General features: G+C 60.2%; 20 protein-coding genes. 10 read left to right on the forward strand and 10 right to left on the reverse strand.

Annotated features, from left to right (window positions below; all coding sequences use genetic code 11):
• Positions 1 to 131: 131 nt before the first annotated feature.
• From ACE1BR_RS00905 to tauD, 7 genes are all read left to right on the forward strand, one after another.
• Positions 132 to 884 carry a DNA/RNA non-specific endonuclease gene (locus ACE1BR_RS00905; protein ID WP_374866748.1) on the forward strand — a complete coding sequence of 251 codons (753 nt, stop codon included), beginning with the start codon at positions 132 to 134 and terminating at the stop codon, positions 882 to 884.
• A 320-nt stretch (positions 885 to 1,204) separates the two neighbouring features.
• Positions 1,205 to 2,308: an ElyC/SanA/YdcF family protein gene (locus ACE1BR_RS00910; protein ID WP_374866750.1), complete on the forward strand. Its 1,104-nt coding sequence runs from the start codon at positions 1,205 to 1,207 to the stop codon at positions 2,306 to 2,308.
• A gap of 306 nt (positions 2,309 to 2,614) precedes the next feature.
• A complete protein-coding gene (gene tauA, locus ACE1BR_RS00915) occupies positions 2,615 to 3,589 on the forward strand; it encodes a taurine ABC transporter substrate-binding protein (protein ID WP_374866752.1) in 975 nt (324 codons plus the stop codon).
• A 24-nt stretch (positions 3,590 to 3,613) separates the two neighbouring features.
• Positions 3,614 to 4,381, forward strand: coding sequence for a taurine ABC transporter ATP-binding subunit (gene tauB / locus ACE1BR_RS00920; protein WP_374866754.1), 768 nt, complete (start codon positions 3,614 to 3,616; stop codon positions 4,379 to 4,381).
• A complete protein-coding gene (locus ACE1BR_RS00925; RefSeq protein ID WP_374866951.1) occupies positions 4,378 to 4,653 on the forward strand; it encodes a hypothetical protein in 276 nt (91 codons plus the stop codon). Before tauB ends, ACE1BR_RS00925 begins: the two co-directional genes overlap by 4 nt.
• Positions 4,560 to 5,216, forward strand: coding sequence for a taurine ABC transporter permease TauC (gene tauC / locus ACE1BR_RS00930; protein WP_374866756.1), 657 nt, complete (start codon positions 4,560 to 4,562; stop codon positions 5,214 to 5,216). The genes ACE1BR_RS00925 and tauC overlap by 94 nt, the downstream gene beginning before the upstream one ends.
• On the forward strand, positions 5,213 to 6,073 hold the full coding sequence (tauD, locus tag ACE1BR_RS00935) for a taurine dioxygenase (protein ID WP_374866758.1): 861 nt from the start codon (positions 5,213 to 5,215) through the stop codon (positions 6,071 to 6,073). Before tauC ends, tauD begins: the two co-directional genes overlap by 4 nt.
• A 55-nt stretch (positions 6,074 to 6,128) precedes the next feature.
• Here the strand turns inward: tauD and ACE1BR_RS00940 are convergent, their stop codons facing one another.
• The 7 genes from ACE1BR_RS00940 to cyoA form a co-directional block, all read right to left on the reverse strand.
• The gene (locus tag ACE1BR_RS00940) at positions 6,129 to 6,503 is read right to left on the reverse strand and encodes a DUF805 domain-containing protein (protein WP_374866760.1); all 375 of its coding nucleotides are present in this window, start codon (positions 6,501 to 6,503) and stop codon (positions 6,129 to 6,131) included.
• 58 nt (positions 6,504 to 6,561) lie between these two features.
• Positions 6,562 to 7,932: an MFS transporter gene (locus ACE1BR_RS00945; protein ID WP_374866762.1), complete on the reverse strand. Its 1,371-nt coding sequence runs from the start codon at positions 7,930 to 7,932 to the stop codon at positions 6,562 to 6,564.
• Between the two features lie 177 nt (positions 7,933 to 8,109).
• On the reverse strand, positions 8,110 to 9,003 hold the full coding sequence (cyoE, locus tag ACE1BR_RS00950; protein WP_374866764.1) for a heme o synthase: 894 nt from the start codon (positions 9,001 to 9,003) through the stop codon (positions 8,110 to 8,112).
• A 14-nt stretch (positions 9,004 to 9,017) separates the two neighbouring features.
• Positions 9,018 to 9,350 carry a cytochrome o ubiquinol oxidase subunit IV gene (locus tag ACE1BR_RS00955; RefSeq protein WP_374866766.1) on the reverse strand — a complete coding sequence of 111 codons (333 nt, stop codon included), beginning with the start codon at positions 9,348 to 9,350 and terminating at the stop codon, positions 9,018 to 9,020.
• A complete protein-coding gene (locus ACE1BR_RS00960) occupies positions 9,351 to 9,965 on the reverse strand; it encodes a cytochrome o ubiquinol oxidase subunit III (RefSeq protein WP_374866768.1) in 615 nt (204 codons plus the stop codon).
• Between the two features lie 4 nt (positions 9,966 to 9,969).
• Entirely contained in the window at positions 9,970 to 11,946 is a 1,977-nt protein-coding gene (gene cyoB, locus ACE1BR_RS00965) for a cytochrome o ubiquinol oxidase subunit I (protein WP_374866770.1), read from the reverse strand.
• 3 nt (positions 11,947 to 11,949) lie between these two features.
• Positions 11,950 to 12,993 (reverse strand): cytochrome o ubiquinol oxidase subunit II, encoded by a 1,044-nt coding sequence (gene cyoA / locus ACE1BR_RS00970; protein WP_374866772.1) that lies wholly within the window; start codon positions 12,991 to 12,993, stop codon positions 11,950 to 11,952.
• Between the two features lie 587 nt (positions 12,994 to 13,580).
• Between cyoA and ACE1BR_RS00975 the strand changes: the two genes are divergently transcribed.
• Together ACE1BR_RS00975 and ACE1BR_RS00980 are read left to right on the forward strand one after the other, a co-directional pair.
• Complete coding sequence (locus ACE1BR_RS00975) at positions 13,581 to 15,506, forward strand: NAD(P)-binding protein (protein WP_374866774.1); 1,926 nt, start codon at positions 13,581 to 13,583, stop codon at positions 15,504 to 15,506.
• Entirely contained in the window at positions 15,503 to 16,708 is a 1,206-nt protein-coding gene (locus ACE1BR_RS00980) for a cytochrome c (RefSeq protein ID WP_374866776.1), read from the forward strand. The genes ACE1BR_RS00975 and ACE1BR_RS00980 overlap by 4 nt, the downstream gene beginning before the upstream one ends.
• 92 nt (positions 16,709 to 16,800) lie before the next feature.
• Here the strand turns inward: ACE1BR_RS00980 and ACE1BR_RS00985 are convergent, their stop codons facing one another.
• The 3 genes from ACE1BR_RS00985 to ACE1BR_RS00995 all read right to left on the reverse strand — a co-directional run bounded on the left by ACE1BR_RS00985 (position 16,801) and on the right by ACE1BR_RS00995 (position 18,736).
• Positions 16,801 to 17,130 (reverse strand): DUF3634 family protein, encoded by a 330-nt coding sequence (locus ACE1BR_RS00985; protein ID WP_374866778.1) that lies wholly within the window; start codon positions 17,128 to 17,130, stop codon positions 16,801 to 16,803.
• 126 nt (positions 17,131 to 17,256) lie between these two features.
• Positions 17,257 to 18,240, reverse strand: a complete 984-nt coding sequence (locus ACE1BR_RS00990) for a nucleoside hydrolase (RefSeq protein ID WP_374866780.1) — start codon at positions 18,238 to 18,240, stop codon at positions 17,257 to 17,259.
• A 202-nt stretch (positions 18,241 to 18,442) separates the two neighbouring features.
• Positions 18,443 to 18,736, reverse strand: coding sequence for a hypothetical protein (locus ACE1BR_RS00995; protein ID WP_374866782.1), 294 nt, complete (start codon positions 18,734 to 18,736; stop codon positions 18,443 to 18,445).
• A 212-nt stretch (positions 18,737 to 18,948) separates the two neighbouring features.
• Here ACE1BR_RS00995 and ACE1BR_RS01000 point away from each other — a divergent pair, with 212 nt between their 5' ends.
• Positions 18,949 to 20,394, forward strand: a complete 1,446-nt coding sequence (locus ACE1BR_RS01000) for a coniferyl aldehyde dehydrogenase (protein ID WP_374866784.1) — start codon at positions 18,949 to 18,951, stop codon at positions 20,392 to 20,394.
• The last annotated feature ends 13 nt before the right edge of the window (positions 20,395 to 20,407 follow it).

Here is a 20,407-nt window from a genome sequence, read left to right on the forward strand (position 1 = left end):
CATATTAACCTGCAACATTACGGATTTTGGCGAGCCATCACAGAATGAAGCCATGTAGGAAAACAGCAATTGAAGCGCTGGCCAGATCTCAGGTCAAATGGCTCCACCTACTAAACTGGAGCATCAAAAAAATGATAAAAATCAATAAATTGTTTCTGGCTGTTACCCTCACCCTCACGGCTACTCCCTTGCTGGCAGCCCACTGGGAGTGCGGCGACCACGTGCGCTTCGGCCTCCCCTCTGAATCGGATCAGAAGCTCTGCCGTGAAGGGTATGCCGTCGGCTACAACTACGACTACAAGGTGGCGGACTGGGTCTCCTACCGGATGACCGCCAAGAGCGCACAGGGCACAGCGCCGCGCAAGGATGCCTTCGCCGAGGACAAGGAAATCCCGGCGGCCTACCGCGCGACCCTGAGTGACTACTATAAATCTGGCTATACACGTGGTCATCAGGCCCCTGCCGCTGATATGCGAACTTCGGCAAAGAGCATGAAAGAGAGCTTTCTACTCTCCAATATGACCCCTCAAATCAGTACGCTGAACAGTGGAGCTTGGGCAAGACTGGAAAAGATGGTGCGCGATTGGGCTATTACCCGGAAAGATGTGCAAGTCATCACAGGTCCTATTTTTACCCACTCCGAAGAATCCATTGGCCAGGGTGTGGCAATCCCGAGCGCCTACTACAAGATCGTGATGGATCCGGCCAAATTGCAAGCTATCGCCTTTATTCTGCCCCATGAAAAAGTCGCGACTAGCGAGCTGGCAAACTACCGGGTCTCGGTAAGCGAAGTGGAGGAGCAAACCGACCTCAATTTCTTCAGCGATATGCCGGAAGAGCAGCAGGAAACGCTGGAAGTACGCGTCTCCCCAATGTGGAACTGACCGCGGCCACTCACCGGCAGATAGCTTGACACCCAATCTATCTTGAATCGCGATAGAGGGAGGGGCCAGAGCCTCTCACGGCAGGGGGAAGCACTTCCCCCTGTCATTTTCAGGCGCCTGCAGTCCCTTTATTGCCACATGGATGCCTCCCTGGCGGTGGCAACCCAACGACTCGCCCCGACTCACAGTTTGACGCCCCGATAACTGCTATATTGCCCGCTTGTTTTGCACTAACAGCCTGAATTAACGCGACTTTGCTTCGCTATGCCCACTGTTTGGCTCGCAGCGGTGGTGCGCAGATCGACCGAGGAATCCTTTTAATGAAACAGACCCTTCTCGCCCTGACGCTGAGCGGCCTGCTGGCCCTCTCTCCCCTCGCCCTGCAGGCGGCCGATAGCTCGATGCAGATCGAGAGCGACCTCAATACTCTGGTAAGTAAACGTCAGGTGGTGGACATGCTGCTGGCCGAGGCACAGCAGATCTACAAATCACCGGCCAAGATCTCCCACGCCGGTTTTACCGCCAAGATGCCGAGCAATATGGAGCTGGTCACCAACCGGTTGCTGGCTGCCTATCAGCTCGAACCCTACCGCACCGACCTGCTCATCTCGGCAGCCAACGCCCAGATCTACAACGGCAATATCGACCGCGCCATCGCGCTGCTGGAGCAGGCACAGGCGGTCGCCCCCGATGACCTCGACATCAACAGTTACCTCGCCATCTGGCAGCTGGTGAAGGGAAACAAGGAGGCGTCGCGCACCGCCCTTGCCAAGGTGGCGGATCGCAACGGCGGACGCGCCGCCGATCTGGACAAGATCATCGCCCGGGTACAAAGAGTCACCACCATGGCGCTGCAGACCGAGCTGACCGAGGATCAGCTCAAGGCCACCCAAGAGGGCAAACGCGCCATCGTCACCCTGGGTTATGCCCTCAATCCGGATGGCACCATGGACCGGATCCTGCTGGGCAGACTGCAAGCCACCCTCAAGCTTGCCAAGGCGGATCCCGATTCGCTCATCATCCTGACCGGCGGGGTGCCGCAAAATCACCAGACCGAGGGCAAGCTGATGGCCGACTGGCTGGCCAATCGCGGCATCGACCGCAGCCGCCTCATCGAGGAGAACTACGCCACCAGCACGGTGGAAAATGGCCTCTACAGCGCTTACGCCCTCGCCCGCCACCAAATTAGCCATGCGGTGCTGGTGAGCTCCGCCAGCCATGTCCGCCGAGGTCAGGCGGTGCTCGAAACCGCCTGCGATCAGGCTGGCCCGGCCGGGCTGCAGGTGGTGAGCGTCAGCTTTCCCGACAAGCCGCTCGAGGATCTGGCAAGTGTGAGCCAGAGCGAACTGCTCGGCATCTACCGCGACGTGCTGCGCACCTACGGTATGTGGAGCTACCGCTCAGCCCCCCTGATCGAGCGCTGAACAGGGGCCGATCCTCTTGAGTCACGCGGTACAATGGCGGGTGTTATATTTGCCCGCCAAAACTTGGCCTGTTTGATATTCAATAAATGGCGACCATAGCAACTTGCCCATATTTTCTGACGATATTTCAACGCCTATTGCCAGCTGCCAAATATCGACTTGTCATATTGAGATATATAAATAACCGGATTCTGTTGCCGTTATTTATCTAAGAACCATATCTCATCAGCCATATATTTTCGGTCTTTCCCTGTCGCCCTGAACAATGGGAAAACTGCTGCTTCATTCCCCCAATGGAGCAATCTAATGACAGGAAAAGGACATTCCCTTTGGCTCGCGGCTCTTGCCCTCCTCAGCCTGCAGGCCAATGCCGTCGAGGTGACGGTGGCCTACCAGACCTCCGCCGAACCCGCCAAGGTGGCCCAGGCTGACGGCACCTTTGCCCGCACCAGCGGCGCTACGGTGAAATGGCTCAAGTTTGACAGCGGCGCTAACGTGGTGCGGGCGCTCGCCTCCGGCGATGTGCAGATCGGCAATATCGGCTCCAGCCCGCTGGCGGTGGCAGCCAACCAGCAGGTGCCCATCGAGGTGTTCCTGCTCGCCGCCAAGATCGGCAACTCGGAAGCGCTGGTGGTCAAGCCCGGGCTCGCATCCCCTGCGGCGCTCAGCGGCAAGCGCATCGCCGTCCCCTTTACCTCCACCACCCACTACAGCCTGCTGGCCGCCCTGCGGCACTGGGGCGTGGATCCGGCCAGCCTGCAGATCGTCAACCTGCAGCCGCCCGCCATCATCGCCGCCTGGCAGCGGGGGGATATCGATGGCGCCTATGTCTGGGCACCAGCGCTGAACGAACTGACCAAGGGGGGCAAGGTGCTGACCGACTCGACCCAAGTGGGTGAGTGGGGCGCCCCCACTCTGGATGTCTGGGTAGTGCGCAAGGATTTCGCCAACGCCCATCCCGAGCTGGTGCAAGCCTTTGTCGACAGCACCCTGGCCGCCCAACGTGACTATCTTGCCAACCCCGATGGCTGGCTGGCCCGGCCGGACAACCTCGCCAAGCTGGCCAAATTGAGCGGGGTTGCAGAAGCGGACGTGCCCGGACTGGTCAAGGGCAACACCTACCTCAGCGCCAGCCAGCAGAGTGCCGAGCTCGGCGAGCTGGTGAACCGGACCCTGGTGGACACCAGCCGCTTTCTCAAAGAGCAGGGCAAGGTGCAGAGCAACCGCAGTGACTATCGCGACGTTGTCACCGATCGCTTCGTCAAGGCTCAGCCCCGCTGACCCCGCTACCACAAGGAGGCAGCCATGCTGCAACTCACTCACCTTTGCGCCGACTACGACGGACGCCGCGTCCTCGACAACATCAACCTGACGCTGGACGCGGGAGAGCTGATGGTGGTGCTCGGCCCCTCCGGCTGCGGCAAGACCACCCTGCTCAACCTTATCGCAGGCTTTCTGCCCTACCAGCAGGGACACATCACCTTGCAGGGGCGGCCAGTAACCGGCCCCGGCGCCGAGCGCGGGGTGGTCTTTCAGCACGAGGGGCTGCTGCCCTGGCGCACCGTGCTGGACAACGTCGCCTTCGGGCTGCAACTGGCCGGGCTGCCCCGCTCGGAACGCGAAGCCAGAGCACTGGCCATGCTGCGCAAGGTGGGACTGGAAGAGGCCCACGCCAAGCCCATCTGGCAGCTCTCCGGCGGTCAGCGTCAACGGGTCGGCATCGCCCGAGCGCTGGCCACCCAGCCGCAACTGCTGCTGCTCGACGAGCCCTTCGGCGCCCTCGATGCCTTTACCCGCGAGCAGATGCAAACCCTGCTGCTGCGCCTGTGGCACGAACAGCGCCGCCAGGTGCTGCTCATCACCCACGATATCGAGGAGGCGGTATTTATGGCCACCGAACTGATACTGCTCTCCCCCTCGCCGGGGCGAGTCATGGAGCGCTTGACCCTGGACTTTGGCCGTCGCTTTGCCGCTGGCGAGTCATGCCGCAGCATCAAGTCGGATCCTGCCTTTATCGAGCAACGGGAATATGTCCTTGGCCGGGTCTTCGCCGAGCGGGAGGTGTTTGCATGAGCCTTGCCCTCTCCCGCCCCCTCGGCCCGACTCGCAGGGCCCTGCGTCATCATCTGCGCAGACCCCTCTCCCGCCGACTCAGCGTGAGTCTGCTCACTCTGGCTGTCCTGCTGCTTCTCTGGTGGCTGGTGGCGCGCCTCGGCTTGATAAACCCGCTGTTCCTGCCCCCCCCGGCCAGGTGCTGCATCAATTTGTCACCATTGCAGGGCCGCAAGGCTTCATGGATGCCACCCTCTGGCAGCACCTCGCCGCCAGTCTGCAGCGCATCCTGATCGCCCTTGCTGCCGCCACCCTGTGCGGCGTGACGGTGGGTCTCGCCATGGGGCTCAGCCCCACCCTGCGTGGCATGCTGGATCCGCTGATCGAGCTCTACCGGCCGGTCCCCCCGCTCGCCTACCTGCCACTCATGGTGATCTGGTTTGGCATCGGTGAAACCTCCAAGGTGCTGCTCATCTATCTCGCCATCTTCGCACCGGTCGCCATGGCGACGCTGGCGGGGGTGCAGGGCGCAAAACTGGTGCGGCTGCGGGCTGCCAAGGCACTGGGCGCCACCCGCTGGCAAGTGCTGTGGCATGTCATTCTGCCCGGTGCCATGCCGGATATTCTCACCGGGCTACGCATCGGGCTCGGGGTCGGCTGGTCCACCCTGGTGGCGGCCGAGCTTATCGCCGCCACCCGCGGCGTGGGCTTCATGGTGCAATCCGCCGGCGAGTTTCTCGCCACCGACGTGGTGCTGGCGGGCATTCTGGTGATCGCTCTGATCGCCTTCACTCTGGAACTTGGTTTACGTGCGCTGCAGCGTCGCCTGACGCCGTGGCATGGAGAAGGACTATGAATAATTCCCTGCATATCACCCCCCTCGGCCCCTACATCGGCGCCGAGATCAGCGGCCTCACCCTGGCCGAGCCACTCGAGGATGCACAGTTCGCCCAGTTGCAACAGGCTCTGCTGACCCATCAGGTGCTGTTCTTTCGGGATCAACCCATCACACCCCGGCAACAGCGGACGCTGGCCCACCGCTTTGGCGATCTGCACATTCACCCGGTCTATCCCCACGCGCCGGAGGCCGAGGAGATCATTGTGCTCGACACCCACAACGACAACCCGCCGGATAACGACAACTGGCACACCGATGTCACCTTTATCGAGACTCCCCCCGCGCTGGCCATTCTGGCCGCCAAGCAGTTGCCGCCGGTGGGAGGCGATACCCTGTGGGCCAGCGGCATTGCCGCCTTTGCAGGGCTCTCCACCCGATTACAACGACTGCTGTCAGGGCTGGAAGCAGAGCACGATTTCACCAAATCGTTTCCTGCCCACCGCCATCAGGGCAGCGCTGCCGAATATGCGCGCTGGCAAGAGGCGGCGACCCGCCACCCGCCGCTGCGCCACCCGGTGGTTCGCACCCATCCCCTCAGTGGCCGTCAGGCTCTGTTCGTCAATGAAGGCTTCACCACCCGTCTGCCCGATCTGCCGACGCGGGAAAGCGAGGCGCTGCTCACCTTCCTGTTCGCCCACATCACCAAGCCCGAGTATCAGGTACGCTGGCGCTGGCGGGAGAACGACATCGCCATCTGGGACAACCGGGTCACCCAGCACTACGCCAATGCCGACTATCTGCCAGCCCGGCGCATCATGCATCGGGCGACCGTGCTCGGTGACAAGCCGTTCTGGCGCGATCTTGACGCCCAATAATGCAAGAGGGAGGCATGATGCCTCCCTCTTCTGTTTGCGCGACTGACCACTCAACCTAGCTGGCAATAAAGCCTTGCGAGGGGCCCGCTTTGGGATCATCGCCGAAGCGGTTCGGCCCCTGCTGGCCGTTGCAGACCATAAAGTAGATGAGCACCAGGGTGCCGATGATGGGGATAAGGCCGATCAGCAGCCACCAGCCGCTACGGTCGGTGTCGTGCAACCGGCGCGCGGCGACTGCGAGCGAGGGGAGCAGCACCGCCAACGAATAGATGGAACTCAGGATCTCCTTCTCGTTGCCGAGCAGCCGATCCACCATCCCCACCAGCAGCACAACCACCACGTTGCAGAGCACGAACATCCAATATTCGGTGCGACGTGCCCGCCCGCTGAATACCGCATATTGTTTGAGTACCGAAATATACCAGTTCATTTCGCCTCCAGATGGTTCAAAAACAAGTAGTTACAGAGCTGAGCCAAGCTTAGCGCGATCAGTGCCAACCGTCGATGACCAGCAGCTCCAGATCCCGGCGGCTGATACGCTTGCTGTCCACCTTGACATAGACGGAGCGCTCCGAGGCGGCCAGCAGCACGTCGCTCACCCCGTCACAGGCGCGGATCTTCTGCTCCAGCGCCGGGGTCGCCGCGACACCCTCCGGTAACAGAATGCGCAGGCTGCTCACGTAAGGGGGCTCCTGCATGGTGAGGCTGACCCCGAGCCAGACGAGGGCCAGCACCGCGCAGCCGCCAAACACCAGCGATGCGCCACCCAGGCTGTAGAGCAGGCCGCCGAGGCTGCCGCCGATGGCCACCCCGATAAACTGGCTGGTGGAGTAGATCCCCATGGCGGTGCCCTTGTAGCCGGGGGGCGACTCCTTGCTGATGAGGGATGGCAGCAGCGCCTCCATCACGTTGAAACCGATAAAGAAGATCTGCAGCCCGGCCAGTAGCCCCCACAGCTGCAGCCCGCTTTGCCAGAGCACCAGCTCGGCAACGAGCATCACCAGCACGCAGATCTGGAACACCCGCTTCATCTTTCTGCGCTTCTCGGCATAGATGATGAAGGGCACCACGCTGACAAAGGCGATCAGCATGGTGACCAGATAAGCTTGCCACTGACTGTCGCGGGGCAAGCCGGCGCGCTCCAGCAGCGGCGGCAGCGCCACGAAGCTCGACATCAGCAGGGTGTGTACGCAGAGGATACCGAAGTTGAGCTTGAGCAGGCGCGGATTGGTCAGCACGGTGCGCATCCCCCCCTTCACCATGCCGGACTCGCGATTGAGCAGGTGGCCGCTCGGGGTCGGCACCAGCCAGAGGGTAACGGCGATGCCCCCCAGCGCCAGCAGGGCGATGAGCCAGAACAGGCCGGAGAGCCCCAGCGCGTGGGTGATAAGGGGGCCGGTTACCATGGCGATGGCAAAGGTGATACCAAAGCTCACCCCGATGAAGGCCATCGCCTTGGTGCGATTCTGCTCGCGGGTGAGATCCGAGAGCAGCGCCATTACGGCGGCGGAGATGGCACCGCTCCCCTGCAGGGCGCGGCCGAGGATCACCCCCCAGATGGAGTGGGTCAGCGCGGCGACCACACTGCCAAACGCAAACATCAGCAGGCCGCCGACAATAAGGGGTTTGCGGCCCACCTTGTCGGAAAGCAGGCCGAACGGGATCTGAAACAGCGCCTGGGTCATGCCGTAGATGCCGATGGCCAGGCCAATCAGCGCCTCGGAGGCACCGGCCAGCGACATGCCGTAGGTGGTCAACACCGGCAGCACCATAAACATGCCGAGCATCCGTAACGAGAAGACGGAGCCGAGCGCCCAGGTGGCACGGCGCTCGCCGCTCGTCATGGTGAAATCATTCATGATGGCCTCGATAGATCAGGGAGAAGGGAGACTCAAGGGGTGGCCGACACGGGCGTGCCACACCCGATATACGGGAAAAGTGCCCGGGAGGGCGGCCCCATAATAACAGAGCCGGGAAAGTTCCCGGCTCTGGATTTCATCTATTTAGGGGGCGAATCACACTATCAGGGCAACATGTCAGGGCAACATGCTCACCAGGACAACAGACCCGGCTTCCGGCTGGAAGTCCACCGACATCATCACGCTGAGACAAGTGATGGTGACAATAGAGAACATGAACAGCTTGCGCGCCCAGAGTGCATCATCCACCACCTGCTTGTAGCCCGACAGCGCCATCCCCAGCCACCAGACGCTGACCGCGGTCGCCACCACCAGATACTTGTAACCGGCATAGCCGCCGAGGAACAACATCAGGGTCGGTACCATAAAGGCCAGGATGTAGAGGGTGATGTGGAGCTTGGCCACCGGGATCCCCTTCACCACCGGCAACACCGGGATGTTGGCCGCCTGGTAATCCTTGAAGCGGAAGATGGCGATCGCATAGGAGTGCGGCATCTGCCACAGACTGAAGATCGCCAGCAGGATCAGTGCACCCGAGTCGAACTGACCGCTCACCGCGCAGTAGCCGATGACTGGCGGCGCGGCGCCGGAGAGGCTGCCGACCAGAGTGCCGTAGACCGAGTGGCGCTTCATGTAGAGGCTGTAGACCCCCACATAGACAATGAAGCCCAACACCGCCAGCAGGGCGGCCAACGGATTGGCCGCCCAGTAGAGCAGTGCAATGCCCGCAATGCCGAGCGCAGTGGCGTACCAGAGCGACACACCGGGTGCGATCAGCCCCTTCACCAGCGCACGGTTTTTGGTGCGCTCCATGATGCAGTCGATGTCCCGGTCGATGTAGTTGTTGAACACGCAACCGGAGGCGACCACCAGTGATACACCAGCCATGGTCAGAATGAACAGGGGCAAGTCCATGCTCCCCTTCGAGGCCAGCAGGAATCCCCCGATAACCGAGATAAGGTTACCGAAGATGATGCCCGGCTTGGTCACTTGCAGGTATTGCTTCATCATCGTTGTCAACCCGCTCAGTGGACCATCATGTTGATGTTGAGGTTGTACATGATCCACAGGGAACCCACCACCACGATGGCGATGATGAGCACGGTAAAGACCAGTGCCACCAGATTCCAGCGCTCCTCGGACGAGGTGTTCATGTGCAGGAAATAAACCAGATGCACGAAGATCTGCACCACGGCCATACCAACTACGGTGGCCAGTACGGTGGTGTGGGAGGCGGAGCCATCCATCACCATCCAGAACGGGATCGCGGTCAGAATGACTGACAGCACGAAGCCGGTCAGATAGCTCTTGGTGGTGCCATGGCTGGCGCCGTGATTGTCTACGGTATGTGTGCTCATTTACATTGCCCCCATCAGATAGACCACGGTAAAGACGCAGATCCACACCACGTCGAGGAAGTGCCAGAACAGGCTCAGGCACATCAGGCGGGAGCGGTTGCGATCAGTCAGCCCCTTCTTGGCCACCAGCACCATCATCACGATGATCCAGATAAGGCCGCTGGTCACGTGGATACCGTGGGTACCGACCAGGGTGAAGAAGGCGGAGAGGAAGGCGCTGCGATCCGGGCCGTAACCCTCGACGATCAGGTGATGGAACTCGTAGACCTCCATCGCGATAAAGCCGGCACCCAGCACGAACGTCACCAGCAACCAGCCGTTGACGGCAGAGAGCTGGTGCTTGTTCATCGCCAGCATGGCAAAACCGAAGGTGATGCTGCTAAAGAGCAGCAGCATGGTTTCGCCAAATACGAACGGCAGTTCGAAGATATCTTTGCCACTCGGGCCGCCAGCGGTGCCGTTGACCAGGACTGCATAGGTTGCAAACAGGCATGCAAACAGGATGCAGTCACTCATCAGATAGATCCAGAAACCGAACACCTTGTTGGCACCGGCATCGTGGTGCCCATGGTCATGGGCACCCTCTTGAGTGTGATGTAGAACGTCGGTCGCCATTGCTTCACGCCACCTTGTTGAGGTTTTCAAAACGTTGACGCTCGATCCGCTCGATCTCGTCAACCTGCACGTAGTAATCCACGTCATCATTGAAGCTGTGGATGATCCAGCTGGCGATCATGCCGATAAAGCCGGCGATGGCCATCCACCAGATGTGCCAGATCATGGCAAAGCCAAACAGAGTGGCAAAGCCCGCGATGATGACCCCGGCGCCGGTGTTTTTCGGCATGTGGATCGGGTCATAGTGCTCGGGCTGCTGATAGGCAGTGCCCTCCTGCTTGGCTTCCCAGAACGCATCCAGTCCCTTGATCTTCGGCTCGATGGCAAAGTTGTAGAAGGGCGGTGGCGAGGAAGTCGCCCACTCCAGGGTACGGCCACCCCAGGGATCGCCGGTCAGATCGCGGTTCTGCTCGCGGTCGCGGATACTGACCACTACCTGGATCACCTGACACAAGACACCAATGGCAATCAGACCGGCACCCACTGCAGCCACCACCAGCCAGGGGTGGAAAGCCGGATCCAGCTGCTGGCTGACACGACGGGTCATGCCCATAAAGCCCAGCACGTAGAGCGGCATGAAGGCGACGAAGAAGCCGACAATCCAGAACCAGAAGGCACGCTTGCCCCAGACATCGTTAAGCTTGAAGCCGAACGCTTTCGGGAACCAGTAGGTGATACCGGCGAAGCAGCCAAACACCACGCCGCCGATGATGACGTTGTGGAAGTGGGCGATCAGGAACAGGCTGTTGTGCAGCACGAAGTTGGCGGCCGGTACCGAGAGCAGTACCCCGGTCATGCCACCGATGCTGAAGGTGATGATGAAGCCAACCGTCCACAGCATGGGCGAGGTGAACTCGATGCGACCACGGTACATGGTGAACAGCCAGTTGAAGATCTTCACCCCGGTCGGGATGGAGATGATCATGGTGGTGATGCCGAAGAAGGCATTCACGTTGGCACCGGACCCCATGGTGAAGAAGTGGTGCAGCCAGACGATGAAGGAGAGCACGGTAATGGCGATAGTCGCCCACACCAGCGAGGTGTAACCGAACAACTTCTTCTTGCTGAAGGTGGCCACCACTTCGGAGAAGATCCCGAACACCGGCAATACCAGGATGTACACCTCGGGGTGACCCCAGGCCCAGATCAGGTTGATGTACATCATCATGTTGCCACCCATGTCATTGGTAAAGAAATGGGTGCCGAGGTAACGGTCTGCGGTGAGCAGGGCGATGGTGACAGTCAGGATCGGGAAGGAGGCGATGATCAGGATGTTGGCGCACAGGGCAGTCCAGGTGAACACCGGCAGGCGCATCATGGTCATGCCAGGGGCACGCAGCTTGATGATGGTGGCGAAGAAGTTGACGCCAGTCAGCAAGGTACCCAACCCCGAGATCTGCAGACTCCAGATCCAGTAGTCGACCCCAACCCCCGGGCTGTACTCCAGCCCCGACAGCGGCGGATAGGCCAGCCAGCCGGTCTGGGCAAACTCACCGACCCCGAGGGAGATGTTGATCAACACCACGGCGGCGGCAGTGAACCAGAAGCTCACGTTGTTGAGGAAGGGGAAGGCCACGTCACGGGCGCCGATCTGCAATGGCACGACGATGTTCATCAGGCCGATCACCAGTGGCATCGCCACGAAGAAGATCATGATGACGCCGTGGGCGGTGAAGATCTGGTCATAGTGGTGGGGTGGCAAGATGCCGTCGCTACCCGCCGATGCCATCACCTGCTGGGTGCGCATCATCACCGCGTCGGCAAAACCGCGCAGCAACATCACCATGCCGAGGATGAGATACATGATCCCGAGGCGCTTGTGATCCACCGACGTGAACCACTCTTTCCACAGATATTGCCATTTGCCGAAATAGGTGATGAGACCGGCAACCGCCAATCCCCCCAGAATGATTCCGGCCACCGTTACCATGATAATCGGCTCATGGTACGGAATGGCGTCGAGCGTTAATTTTCCAAACATCGGTTATTCCTCGGATCCCGCTTTCACAGAGTTGTCATCCATCGCCATGTTCATATGGCCGGCATGATCCATTTGTTCATCTTGCGCCATCTCGGCATGGTTCATCTGCGAGTGATCCATGCCCTCGTGAGTCATGGTTTCGCCCTGCGGCATGGGAGCCTGGTGGTTCATGCCCTTGTGCTCGCCATGGCCCATATCGCCCATGAACTTGTTGATCACATTGACGAACAGTTTCGGGTCGGCGCTGGAGAAGTACTCCACCGGATGGTATTCGGTCGGCTTGGCCAGCACGTCAAATTCACCCATGGTGGTCAGCATCTTGGGCGATGCCTTCACCTTGGCAACCCAGGCATCAAAACCGGCCTGATCCGGGGTAGCAATGGCATTGAATTTCATGCCGGAGAAACCGGCGCCGCTGTAACTGCTGGAGATGCCGTCATACTGACCCGCCTCGTTGGCGATGAGGTGCAACTTGGTCTGCATCCCCGCCATGGCGTAGATCTGGCCACCCAGACGCGGAATGAAGAAGGAGTTCATCACGGTATCGGAGGTCACCCGGAAATTGACCGGCGTGTTGACCGGGAAGGCCAGCTCATTGACCGATGCAATACCCAGTTCCGGATAGATAAACAACCATTTCCAGTCGAGGGAAATAACATCGACCTGAATGGGTTTCACCGTAGAATCCAGCGGTTTGTAGGGATCCAGCTCGTGCGCTGTTTTCCAGGTAATGGTCGCCAGAATGACGATAATAATGACGGGAACGGTCCAGACAACCGCTTCAATTTTATTGGAGTGAGACCAGTCAGGCGTATATTTGGCGTCGGTATTCGAAGCTCTGTATTTACGAGAAAATACCACGGCCATAATAATTACAGGGATCACCACGATTAACATCAGGCCAAGTGCCGTCAATATCAGTGATTTCTGTTCCAAACCAATCTGCCCTTTGGGGCTCATCAGAGCCATGTCACAGCCAGTCAGCATGCTGGCAGCTGCGATCAACAGCAAAGCACCCAAGCCCCTCTTTAACTCAAAAGGTCTCATGCAGTGTCCTTAACTTCGCAGGATAAAGTTGTAAAAAAAGCGGATTATTTTGAGCAAAACAGGGTCATGTGAACAACATGAAAAATTAATCTCACAGTTGTATGCGATTCAGCACCGTATGCATAACAATTGTTATCAGGTTACTGGTAACAAGTTTCCTGATACTTACCGCTCACTAACCAACCAATCCTTGTGTTTATTTCAACCACCCTTGGTCCGAGGAACGACACAACCGGTTTATTCATGGCCAAATCACCCAGAATGGTCACTCCTAGCATGATATTGGCACTGTTTTTTGATTGGATTAAAGCGAAAACATGACAATGATCTGGGTCAAAAAAATAATTAATCATGCTTGGCTCAAATTAATTCCAGGGGCTTGATGAGGTTTTGGCTCGCAAAGATGCAAAACAGAGGCATCTAATTCTCTTTGGCCAATCACAAGCTTTATCATTTTGTTTAATAAGTTATTATCAAAACCTTGGACTCTACCGGGAGATGGCAGTAGGTTGCGTCTCCTTGCTGCTTGCCAGCTACCAATTCAACTCTGTGCCATTTTTTCAACTCTTCATACAACAGGGATTGCCATGAGCATTACACGCAGAGATTTTCTCAATGGCGTCGCCATCACCATCGCAGCAGGCATCGCCCCCATCAACCTGCTCAAGGCTGCCGAAGCCGGCAGCGCGCTGGCTGACAAGACGCTGGTCTACCCGCCCGCCCTCACCGGCCTGCGCGGCAACCATCCCGGCTCCTTCGAACCGGCCCACAGCATTGCCCGCGACGGCAAGCAGTATGACTTTGCCAATGTCCCCCTCGAGGGGGAATATGATCTGGTGATCGTCGGCGCAGGCATCAGCGGGCTGGCCGCCGCCTGCTTCTATCAGCAGTTGCTGGGGGTCGATAAAAAGATCCTGCTGCTCGACAACCACGATGACTTTGGCGGTCACGCCAAGCGCAACGAGTTCACCACTCCCGATGGCCTGCGACTGGGCTATGGCGGCAGCGAGTCCCTGCAATCGCCGCGCTCGGTCTACAGCCCGGTGGCGCTGGGGCTGCTCAAGACACTGGAGGTCAACATCGACGAGCTGGCCAAAGGGTTCCAGCAGACCTTCTATCCGGATCTGGGGCTCAGCCGCGGCGTCTATTTCGACGAGAAGCACTTTGGCGTCAACAAGATAGTGAACGGCGATCCGGGCCATAACGTGGCGGACGACATCCCGCGCGATCGCCTGAACGGCCGTCCACTGGCCGAGTTTATCGGCGACTTCCCGCTCGACGAGAGTGACAAGGCTGCCCTGCTGGCCCTGCACGAAGCGAAGATCGACTACCTGAGCGGCATGACCCGCGAGCAGCAGGATGAGTGGGTGACCCGCAACAGCTACACCACCTTCCTGCGCGATAAAGTGGGCCTCAGCGAACGTGCCATCACCTACTTCCAGCAGCGTACCAACGATTTTCAGGCTGTCGGCATCGACGCCACCGCCTGTGCCGATGCTCGCCTGTGCGCCCTGCCGGGCTTCGATGGTCTCAACCTGACGCCCCTCGATGCCGAGGAGCAGGCGGAGCTGGACGACCCCTACATCTTCCACTTCCCGGATGGCAATGCCGGCCTCACCCGCCTGATGGTGCGCAAGCTCATCCCGCAGGTGGCGCCGGGTCACAGCATGCAGGATGTGGTGCTGGCCAAGTTTGACTACAGCAAGCTCGATCTGCCGGGGCACAAGGTGCAGCTGCGCCTTGGCAGTACGGCGCTACAGGCGAAAAACGTGCGCCTCGCCGATGGCAAACTGGCGGTGGATGTCACCTACATCAAGGAAGGAAAACTGCATCGGGTAAGAGCCAAGCAGTCTGTTATGGCTGGCTACAACATGATGATCCCCTACCTGGTGCCCGAAATGCCGGATCCCCAGAAGGAGGCGCTGCGCCAGAACGTCAAGGCGCCGCTGGTCTACACCAAGGTGGTGATCAAAAACTGGCAAGCCTTCGTCAAGCTGGGGGTACACGAGGTCTACTCCCCCGCAGCCCCCTACAGCCGGGTCAAGCTCGACTATCCGGTCAATCTGGGTGGGTACGAGCATCCCAAGAACCCGGATCAGCCGATGTGCCTGCACATGGTCTATGTGCCGACCCTGCCGGGCAGCGGTCTGTCGTCCCGCGAGCAGTCCCGCAAGGGGCGAGCCATGATCCTCGGCATGCCGTTCGAGCAGCACGAGCAGATGATCCGCGAGCAGCTGCAGGGGATGCTGGGTAGCGCCGGTTTCAACCATGAGCAGGATATCCTCGCCATCACGGTCAACCGCTGGTCCCACGGCTACTCCTACATCACCAACACCCTGTTCGATGACGAGGCGCAGTGCGAGAAGTGGATCGAGCTGGGTCGCAAGCCGGTCGGCAACATCACCATCGCCAACTCGGATTCAGGCTGGAGCCCCTATGCCCACGCCGCCATCGACGAGGCGTGGCGCGCCGTCAACGAGCTGGTCGCCATCACCAAGGGAGGTGCCCAATGAGCCGCGCCCTGTCACTGACTGCCAGCACCCTGCTGCTGGCCCTGCCCGCCTTCACCCTGCATGCCGCGCCTGCCATGTCGGCCGGTGAATACGTGGCCAAGCTGGGTGATTGCGCCGCCTGTCACACCAGCGAGGCCAGCAAACCGCTGGCTGGCGGCAAAGGGTTCCCGACCCCCATCGGCACCGTGTTTGCCACCAACATCACCCCCGACAAGAGTCATGGCATCGGCAACTACAGCCTGCCGGAGTTCATCAAGGTGATGCGCGAAGGGGTAGCCCGCGATGGGCATCGCCTCTATCCGGCCATGCCCTACACCGCCTACGCCAAGATGAGCGATGAAGATCTCACCGCCCTCTACCACTACCTGATGCAGGAGGTGCAACCGCTGGCCATCGCCAACAAGGAGAGCGACATCCCCTGGCCGCTCAACATGCGCTGGCCGCTGATGGGCTGGAACTGGGTCTATCACGATGACAGTCGCTTCACCCCGGTCGCTGGCAAGAGCGAAGAGTGGAACCGCGGCGCCTATCTGGTACAGGGTGCCGGTCACTGCGGCAGCTGCCACACCCCGCGCGGGCTTGGCATGCAGGAGAAAGCGCTGACCGAAGCGGATCCCGTCTATCTGAGCGGTGCCGCCCTCGACGGCTGGTATGCTCCCGATATTCGCGGCAGCCGCTACGACAAGCAGGCGCTGATCGATCTGCTGAAAACCGGCCGCAGCCAGCATCAGGCGGTGACAGGCCCGATGGGGGAAGTGATCACCCACAGCAGCCAGTATTTCAGCGACGCCGATCTGGCCAGCATCGCCACCTACCTCACCGATCTGAAAGATGAACCGGTGGCGGAGAAAGGGGCCCGAGCCTATGCCAGTGCTGGCGGCAAAGCGGACTACGCCATGTACTGCTCCACCTGTCATGGGGTCAACGGCCAGGGCAATGACCACGTCATTCCCTCGCTGGTGAACAACCGCACCGTGCTTTCGGGTGACCCGTCCAGCCTGATCAACGTACTGCTGCACGGCGCCGAGACCCCCATCACCCGCGGCCATATCGGCTACCACATGCCGGGTTATGGCTGGACCATGGATGACGAGCGGATCGCCGAGCTGGTCAATACATTGCGCGCTTCCTGGGGTAACGAGGGGCAGGCCATCAAGGCTGCTGCCGTCAAGGCGCAGCGCGAGCTGCACGGCAAGGAGTAAGGGCAAGCAGCGCTCTCTTGGCCAAGCGCCATAAAAAAACGGGCCTCCACTGGAGGCCCGTCTGCTATCTGATGCACTCTGCCTGCCAGCATCTACCCTTTGCGCGGCTTGGCACCCGGAGCGGTGGCGTGGCGGTAGTCACCATAGGGGAAGATATTGCGAAAACGCTGGGCCACCGGCTCGGGGATGGAGCGGGAAAAGACCAGCTTCACCCCGTCGCCATCGCGCTGTCCCACAATGCGGCCACGCACCGGCTCGTGGTGCAGGATCTGCTTGGCTTGAGCCAGAAATGCAGGTGGCACCTTGCCCTGCTTGACCACCACCTTGCCGGGGGCAAGGCGGATCTCGAACAGGGCACCCCGCCCCAGCTTCATCAACCACCAGATCAGGGCTATCGCCACTATCAAGGAAATCCAGGCCATGCCAACTCCTCCTAACGTCTTGATATCAGACAGTATAAGCGCCCGTACGCCGCGATTGTTTGGCAGGGATCACAGCCGCAACGCAACGCGCGCCACCACGAATCCCCGCCAGGCCGTCAGGGTCGTTTAACGGCGCTTGCCCCAGGCCACCAGCGTCTCGCGATAGAGGGCGAGCAGCGCCTCATCACGCACCGCCACCCCAACCTGCTGCGGGCGAAACTCGGCCCAGCCATCGTGGGAATGGCGCTTGCCATCGAACTTTTGCAGGGTATGACCGATGGCCGGGCCACTGGTGATGACCCGTACCGGCCCTTCCCGCAGGGTAAAGAGGGTCGGGTCAATCACATAGGCGATGGCGGACGGATCGTGGACGTGACAACCAGAGAGCCCCAGTTTCTCCGAGTAAAAACGCAGGTAGAAGCGGCTGACATCCCACAGGAACTGGCCCGGCTCGCCCGCCTCGTCGCGCAGTGCATCGAGATAGTCACCGCTGAAAAAGCTCTGCTGGGTCACATCCAGCCCGATGATCACCACCGGCCAGTCGGCGGTAAAGACCCGGTCAGCGGCATCGGGATCGTCGTGAATATTGGCCTCGGCATAAGGGGTGACGTTGCCACGATGACCATTGTTACCAAAAGCGCCCCCCATCACCACCACCTGTTTCACCAGTGCAACAATCTCGGGCGCCTGCTGCAGCGCCAGCGCCAGATTGGTCAGGGGCCCGATGGTAACGAGGGTGATCTCCCCGGGCGCCGCTTTGACCGCTTCGACAATATACTGCCAGGCGGGGCGGGGATCGGGCGCAATACTCACCTCTCCCGCCTCCAGGTCGCCAAAACCGCTCGGGCCGTGGACTATGGTGGTCGGGCCGACCGGCTCGCGCAGCAGCGGGGCGGCAGCGCCTTTGGCCACATCCGCTTTCATGCCGTACTTCTGCTTGAGCCAGAGAGCATTGCGGGTGCCATTGGCGATGGTGGCGTTGCCAAAGACGGTGGTGATGGCGAGCAGTTCGATGGCGGGGTGAGCCTCGGCAAAGAGGATGGCCATGGCATCATCGATGCCCGGATCGGTGTCGAGAATAATCTTGTGAGTCTGGATCTTGTCAGTCATGTGACCTCCCTGCAGCGACAACAAAAGGGGGAGTCTACCGGGCTCATCGCCCTTTATCCCGGCAGGGGATCACACCCTGCACCTTTGCTTGCACTTTCCGGCACTGCAACCAGAGGCTCCGCCCCAAAAAAATGGCGCGGCCCATTCAGGCCGCGCCAGAGATATCCATTCAGGGAACATCACGCACCCCAGCGTGCCCCTCTCAGTGCTTGCGATGCCAGCGCGGTGAGGTCGCCTTCTCCCCCCAGGGGGTCACACAGGGGAGCAATGCCCCTTCAATCACCACCTCACTGACCGCCAGCGCCTCGGCGATCTTCTGGTGCAGCAACGGCAGCACCTTACCATCGTGACCAGCCAGCGAGTGACCGGCAGCAAAGAACTCCGATTGATATTGCAGTGCCAGCTTCTGGGCAAATTCATAGGTGTTGAAGCAATCCGGCATCCGCTCAACCACATCTTCAAGCCGTGCCAACAAGCTGTTCAGTTCCCTGGTCATAGTGCTCTCTCCGTGTCGGTTAATAACCAAAAACTACCCCTTATTGGATAAGCCACCAATGGGAAAACCACAAAAATGTGGTGGGGCACACAGTTCTCTCTTGTGTCCAACTCGCGGGACATGGGGAAGAACGAGATGACTTTACATTCACGCAACAAATAGCTAGATTTAGACCGACTAATCAGTCGGTCATTTTTCATGCGGAGAACAATATGGGTGCGGCGCAGCTTCAACACACTCCTGAGGATATCCTCGCCATCAAATTGTCCCTGCCCGATCAGCTGGCACGGTTAAAACGGGCGAGTCTGGCTCACCCCATGCCCACCCTGGTCGAGCGCCGGACACAACTGACCAAACTCAAACAGGCACTGCTCGCCAACAAGGAGCAGCTCTGCACGGCGCTGGCAGCGGATTATGGCCAACGCAGCCACTACGACAGCCAGATCGCCGACATCCTCCCCTGCATCATGCAGATCAACTACACCCAGAAACGGCTCAAGCGCTGGATGCAGCCCCACCGCCGTCATGCCGGGCTGCTGCTGGCCCCCGCCCGGGTGGAGGTGCACTTCCAGCCACTCGGGGTGGTCGGCATCATAGTGCCGTGGAACTTTCCGGTAATGCTGAGCCTTGGCCCCCTCATCACCGCCATCGCGGCTGGCAACCGGGCGATGCTGAAACTCTCCGAATTCACTCCCCATACCAACGCCGTGCTGCGCACCATGCTCACCAGCGTATTTGACGAGAACGAGATCGCCATCATCGAGGGGGATGCCCAGATGGCCGCCGCCTTCAGCTCGCTCCCGTTCGATCACCTGCTGTTCACCGGATCCACCATGGTGGGCAAGCTGGTGATGGCCGCAGCGGCTCCCCAGCTCACCTCGCTCACCCTTGAGCTGGGTGGCAAGAGCCCCTGCCTCATCGCCCCCGACATGCCGGTAGCCACCGCCGTGGAGCGAATGATTTTTGGCAAGAGCCTCAACGCCGGCCAGATCTGCGTCGCCCCCGACTATGTTTTGCTGCCCCGCAGCGAGGTGGAGAACTTTATCGCCGCCTATCGCAGCCACTTCGGCAAGCTCTATCCACAAGGGCTCGCCAGCCCTGACTACGGCGCCATCATCAACGACCGTCAGTATCAGCGCCTCACCAGCTGGCTGGAGGAAGCCGAGCAGGCTGGCGCCCAGCTGCATCCCTGTGCCAGCCCGGCCCGTGACGACAAGCGTCGCCTGCTGGTACCCCATCTGCTGACCGAGGTACCCGGTCATTGCCAGGTGATGCATCAGGAGATCTTTGGTCCGCTGCTGCCGCTCATCCCCTACGACACCCTGGAGGAGGCGCTCGCCTATGTGGCCGAGCGGCCCCGCCCGCTGGCCCTCTATCTGATGAGCTTCGATCCCGCGCTGCAGGCGCGGGTGACCCGGGAGACCCACTCCGGCGGCATGGCCATCAACGAGAGCCTGTTTCAGGTGGCCGCCGACGATGTGCCATTTGGCGGCATCGGCGCCTCCGGCATGGGCCACTACCACGGCCACGAGGGATTCCTCACCTTCTCCAAGGCAAAAACCGTGCTGACCCGCGGCAAGTTCACCACCGGCTCACTGATCCACCCGCCCTACAACAGCTGGATCCAGAAGCTGATGATGGCTTTCTTCCTGCGCTGATGGAGAGCCACCC

Origin of the sequence: Aeromonas sp. MdU4 (assembly GCF_041929505.1) — a bacterium.
In the GTDB taxonomy this organism is placed as follows: Bacteria; Pseudomonadota; Gammaproteobacteria; order Enterobacterales; family Aeromonadaceae; genus Aeromonas.

What these genes read in the sequence shown, in the direction of transcription:
- ACE1BR_RS00905 (WP_374866748.1), top strand. Translation starts at nt 132, where the DNA reads ATGATAAAAATCAATAAATTGTTTCTGGCTGTTACCCTCACCCTCACG.
- ACE1BR_RS00910 (WP_374866750.1), top strand. Translation starts at nt 1,205, where the DNA reads ATGAAACAGACCCTTCTCGCCCTGACGCTGAGCGGCCTGCTGGCCCTC.
- tauA (WP_374866752.1), top strand. Translation starts at nt 2,615, where the DNA reads ATGACAGGAAAAGGACATTCCCTTTGGCTCGCGGCTCTTGCCCTCCTC.
- tauB (WP_374866754.1), top strand. Translation starts at nt 3,614, where the DNA reads ATGCTGCAACTCACTCACCTTTGCGCCGACTACGACGGACGCCGCGTC.
- ACE1BR_RS00925 (WP_374866951.1), top strand. Translation starts at nt 4,378, where the DNA reads ATGAGCCTTGCCCTCTCCCGCCCCCTCGGCCCGACTCGCAGGGCCCTG.
- tauD (WP_374866758.1), top strand. Translation starts at nt 5,213, where the DNA reads ATGAATAATTCCCTGCATATCACCCCCCTCGGCCCCTACATCGGCGCC.
- ACE1BR_RS00940 (WP_374866760.1), bottom strand. Translation starts at nt 6,503, where the DNA reads ATGAACTGGTATATTTCGGTACTCAAACAATATGCGGTATTCAGCGGG.
- ACE1BR_RS00945 (WP_374866762.1), bottom strand. Translation starts at nt 7,932, where the DNA reads ATGAATGATTTCACCATGACGAGCGGCGAGCGCCGTGCCACCTGGGCG.
- cyoE (WP_374866764.1), bottom strand. Translation starts at nt 9,003, where the DNA reads ATGATGAAGCAATACCTGCAAGTGACCAAGCCGGGCATCATCTTCGGT.
- ACE1BR_RS00955 (WP_374866766.1), bottom strand. Translation starts at nt 9,350, where the DNA reads ATGAGCACACATACCGTAGACAATCACGGCGCCAGCCATGGCACCACC.
- ACE1BR_RS00960 (WP_374866768.1), bottom strand. Translation starts at nt 9,965, where the DNA reads ATGGCGACCGACGTTCTACATCACACTCAAGAGGGTGCCCATGACCAT.
- cyoB (WP_374866770.1), bottom strand. Translation starts at nt 11,946, where the DNA reads ATGTTTGGAAAATTAACGCTCGACGCCATTCCGTACCATGAGCCGATT.
- cyoA (WP_374866772.1), bottom strand. Translation starts at nt 12,993, where the DNA reads ATGAGACCTTTTGAGTTAAAGAGGGGCTTGGGTGCTTTGCTGTTGATC.
- ACE1BR_RS00975 (WP_374866774.1), top strand. Translation starts at nt 13,581, where the DNA reads ATGAGCATTACACGCAGAGATTTTCTCAATGGCGTCGCCATCACCATC.
- ACE1BR_RS00980 (WP_374866776.1), top strand. Translation starts at nt 15,503, where the DNA reads ATGAGCCGCGCCCTGTCACTGACTGCCAGCACCCTGCTGCTGGCCCTG.
- ACE1BR_RS00985 (WP_374866778.1), bottom strand. Translation starts at nt 17,130, where the DNA reads ATGGCCTGGATTTCCTTGATAGTGGCGATAGCCCTGATCTGGTGGTTG.
- ACE1BR_RS00990 (WP_374866780.1), bottom strand. Translation starts at nt 18,240, where the DNA reads ATGACTGACAAGATCCAGACTCACAAGATTATTCTCGACACCGATCCG.
- ACE1BR_RS00995 (WP_374866782.1), bottom strand. Translation starts at nt 18,736, where the DNA reads ATGACCAGGGAACTGAACAGCTTGTTGGCACGGCTTGAAGATGTGGTT.
- ACE1BR_RS01000 (WP_374866784.1), top strand. Translation starts at nt 18,949, where the DNA reads ATGGGTGCGGCGCAGCTTCAACACACTCCTGAGGATATCCTCGCCATC.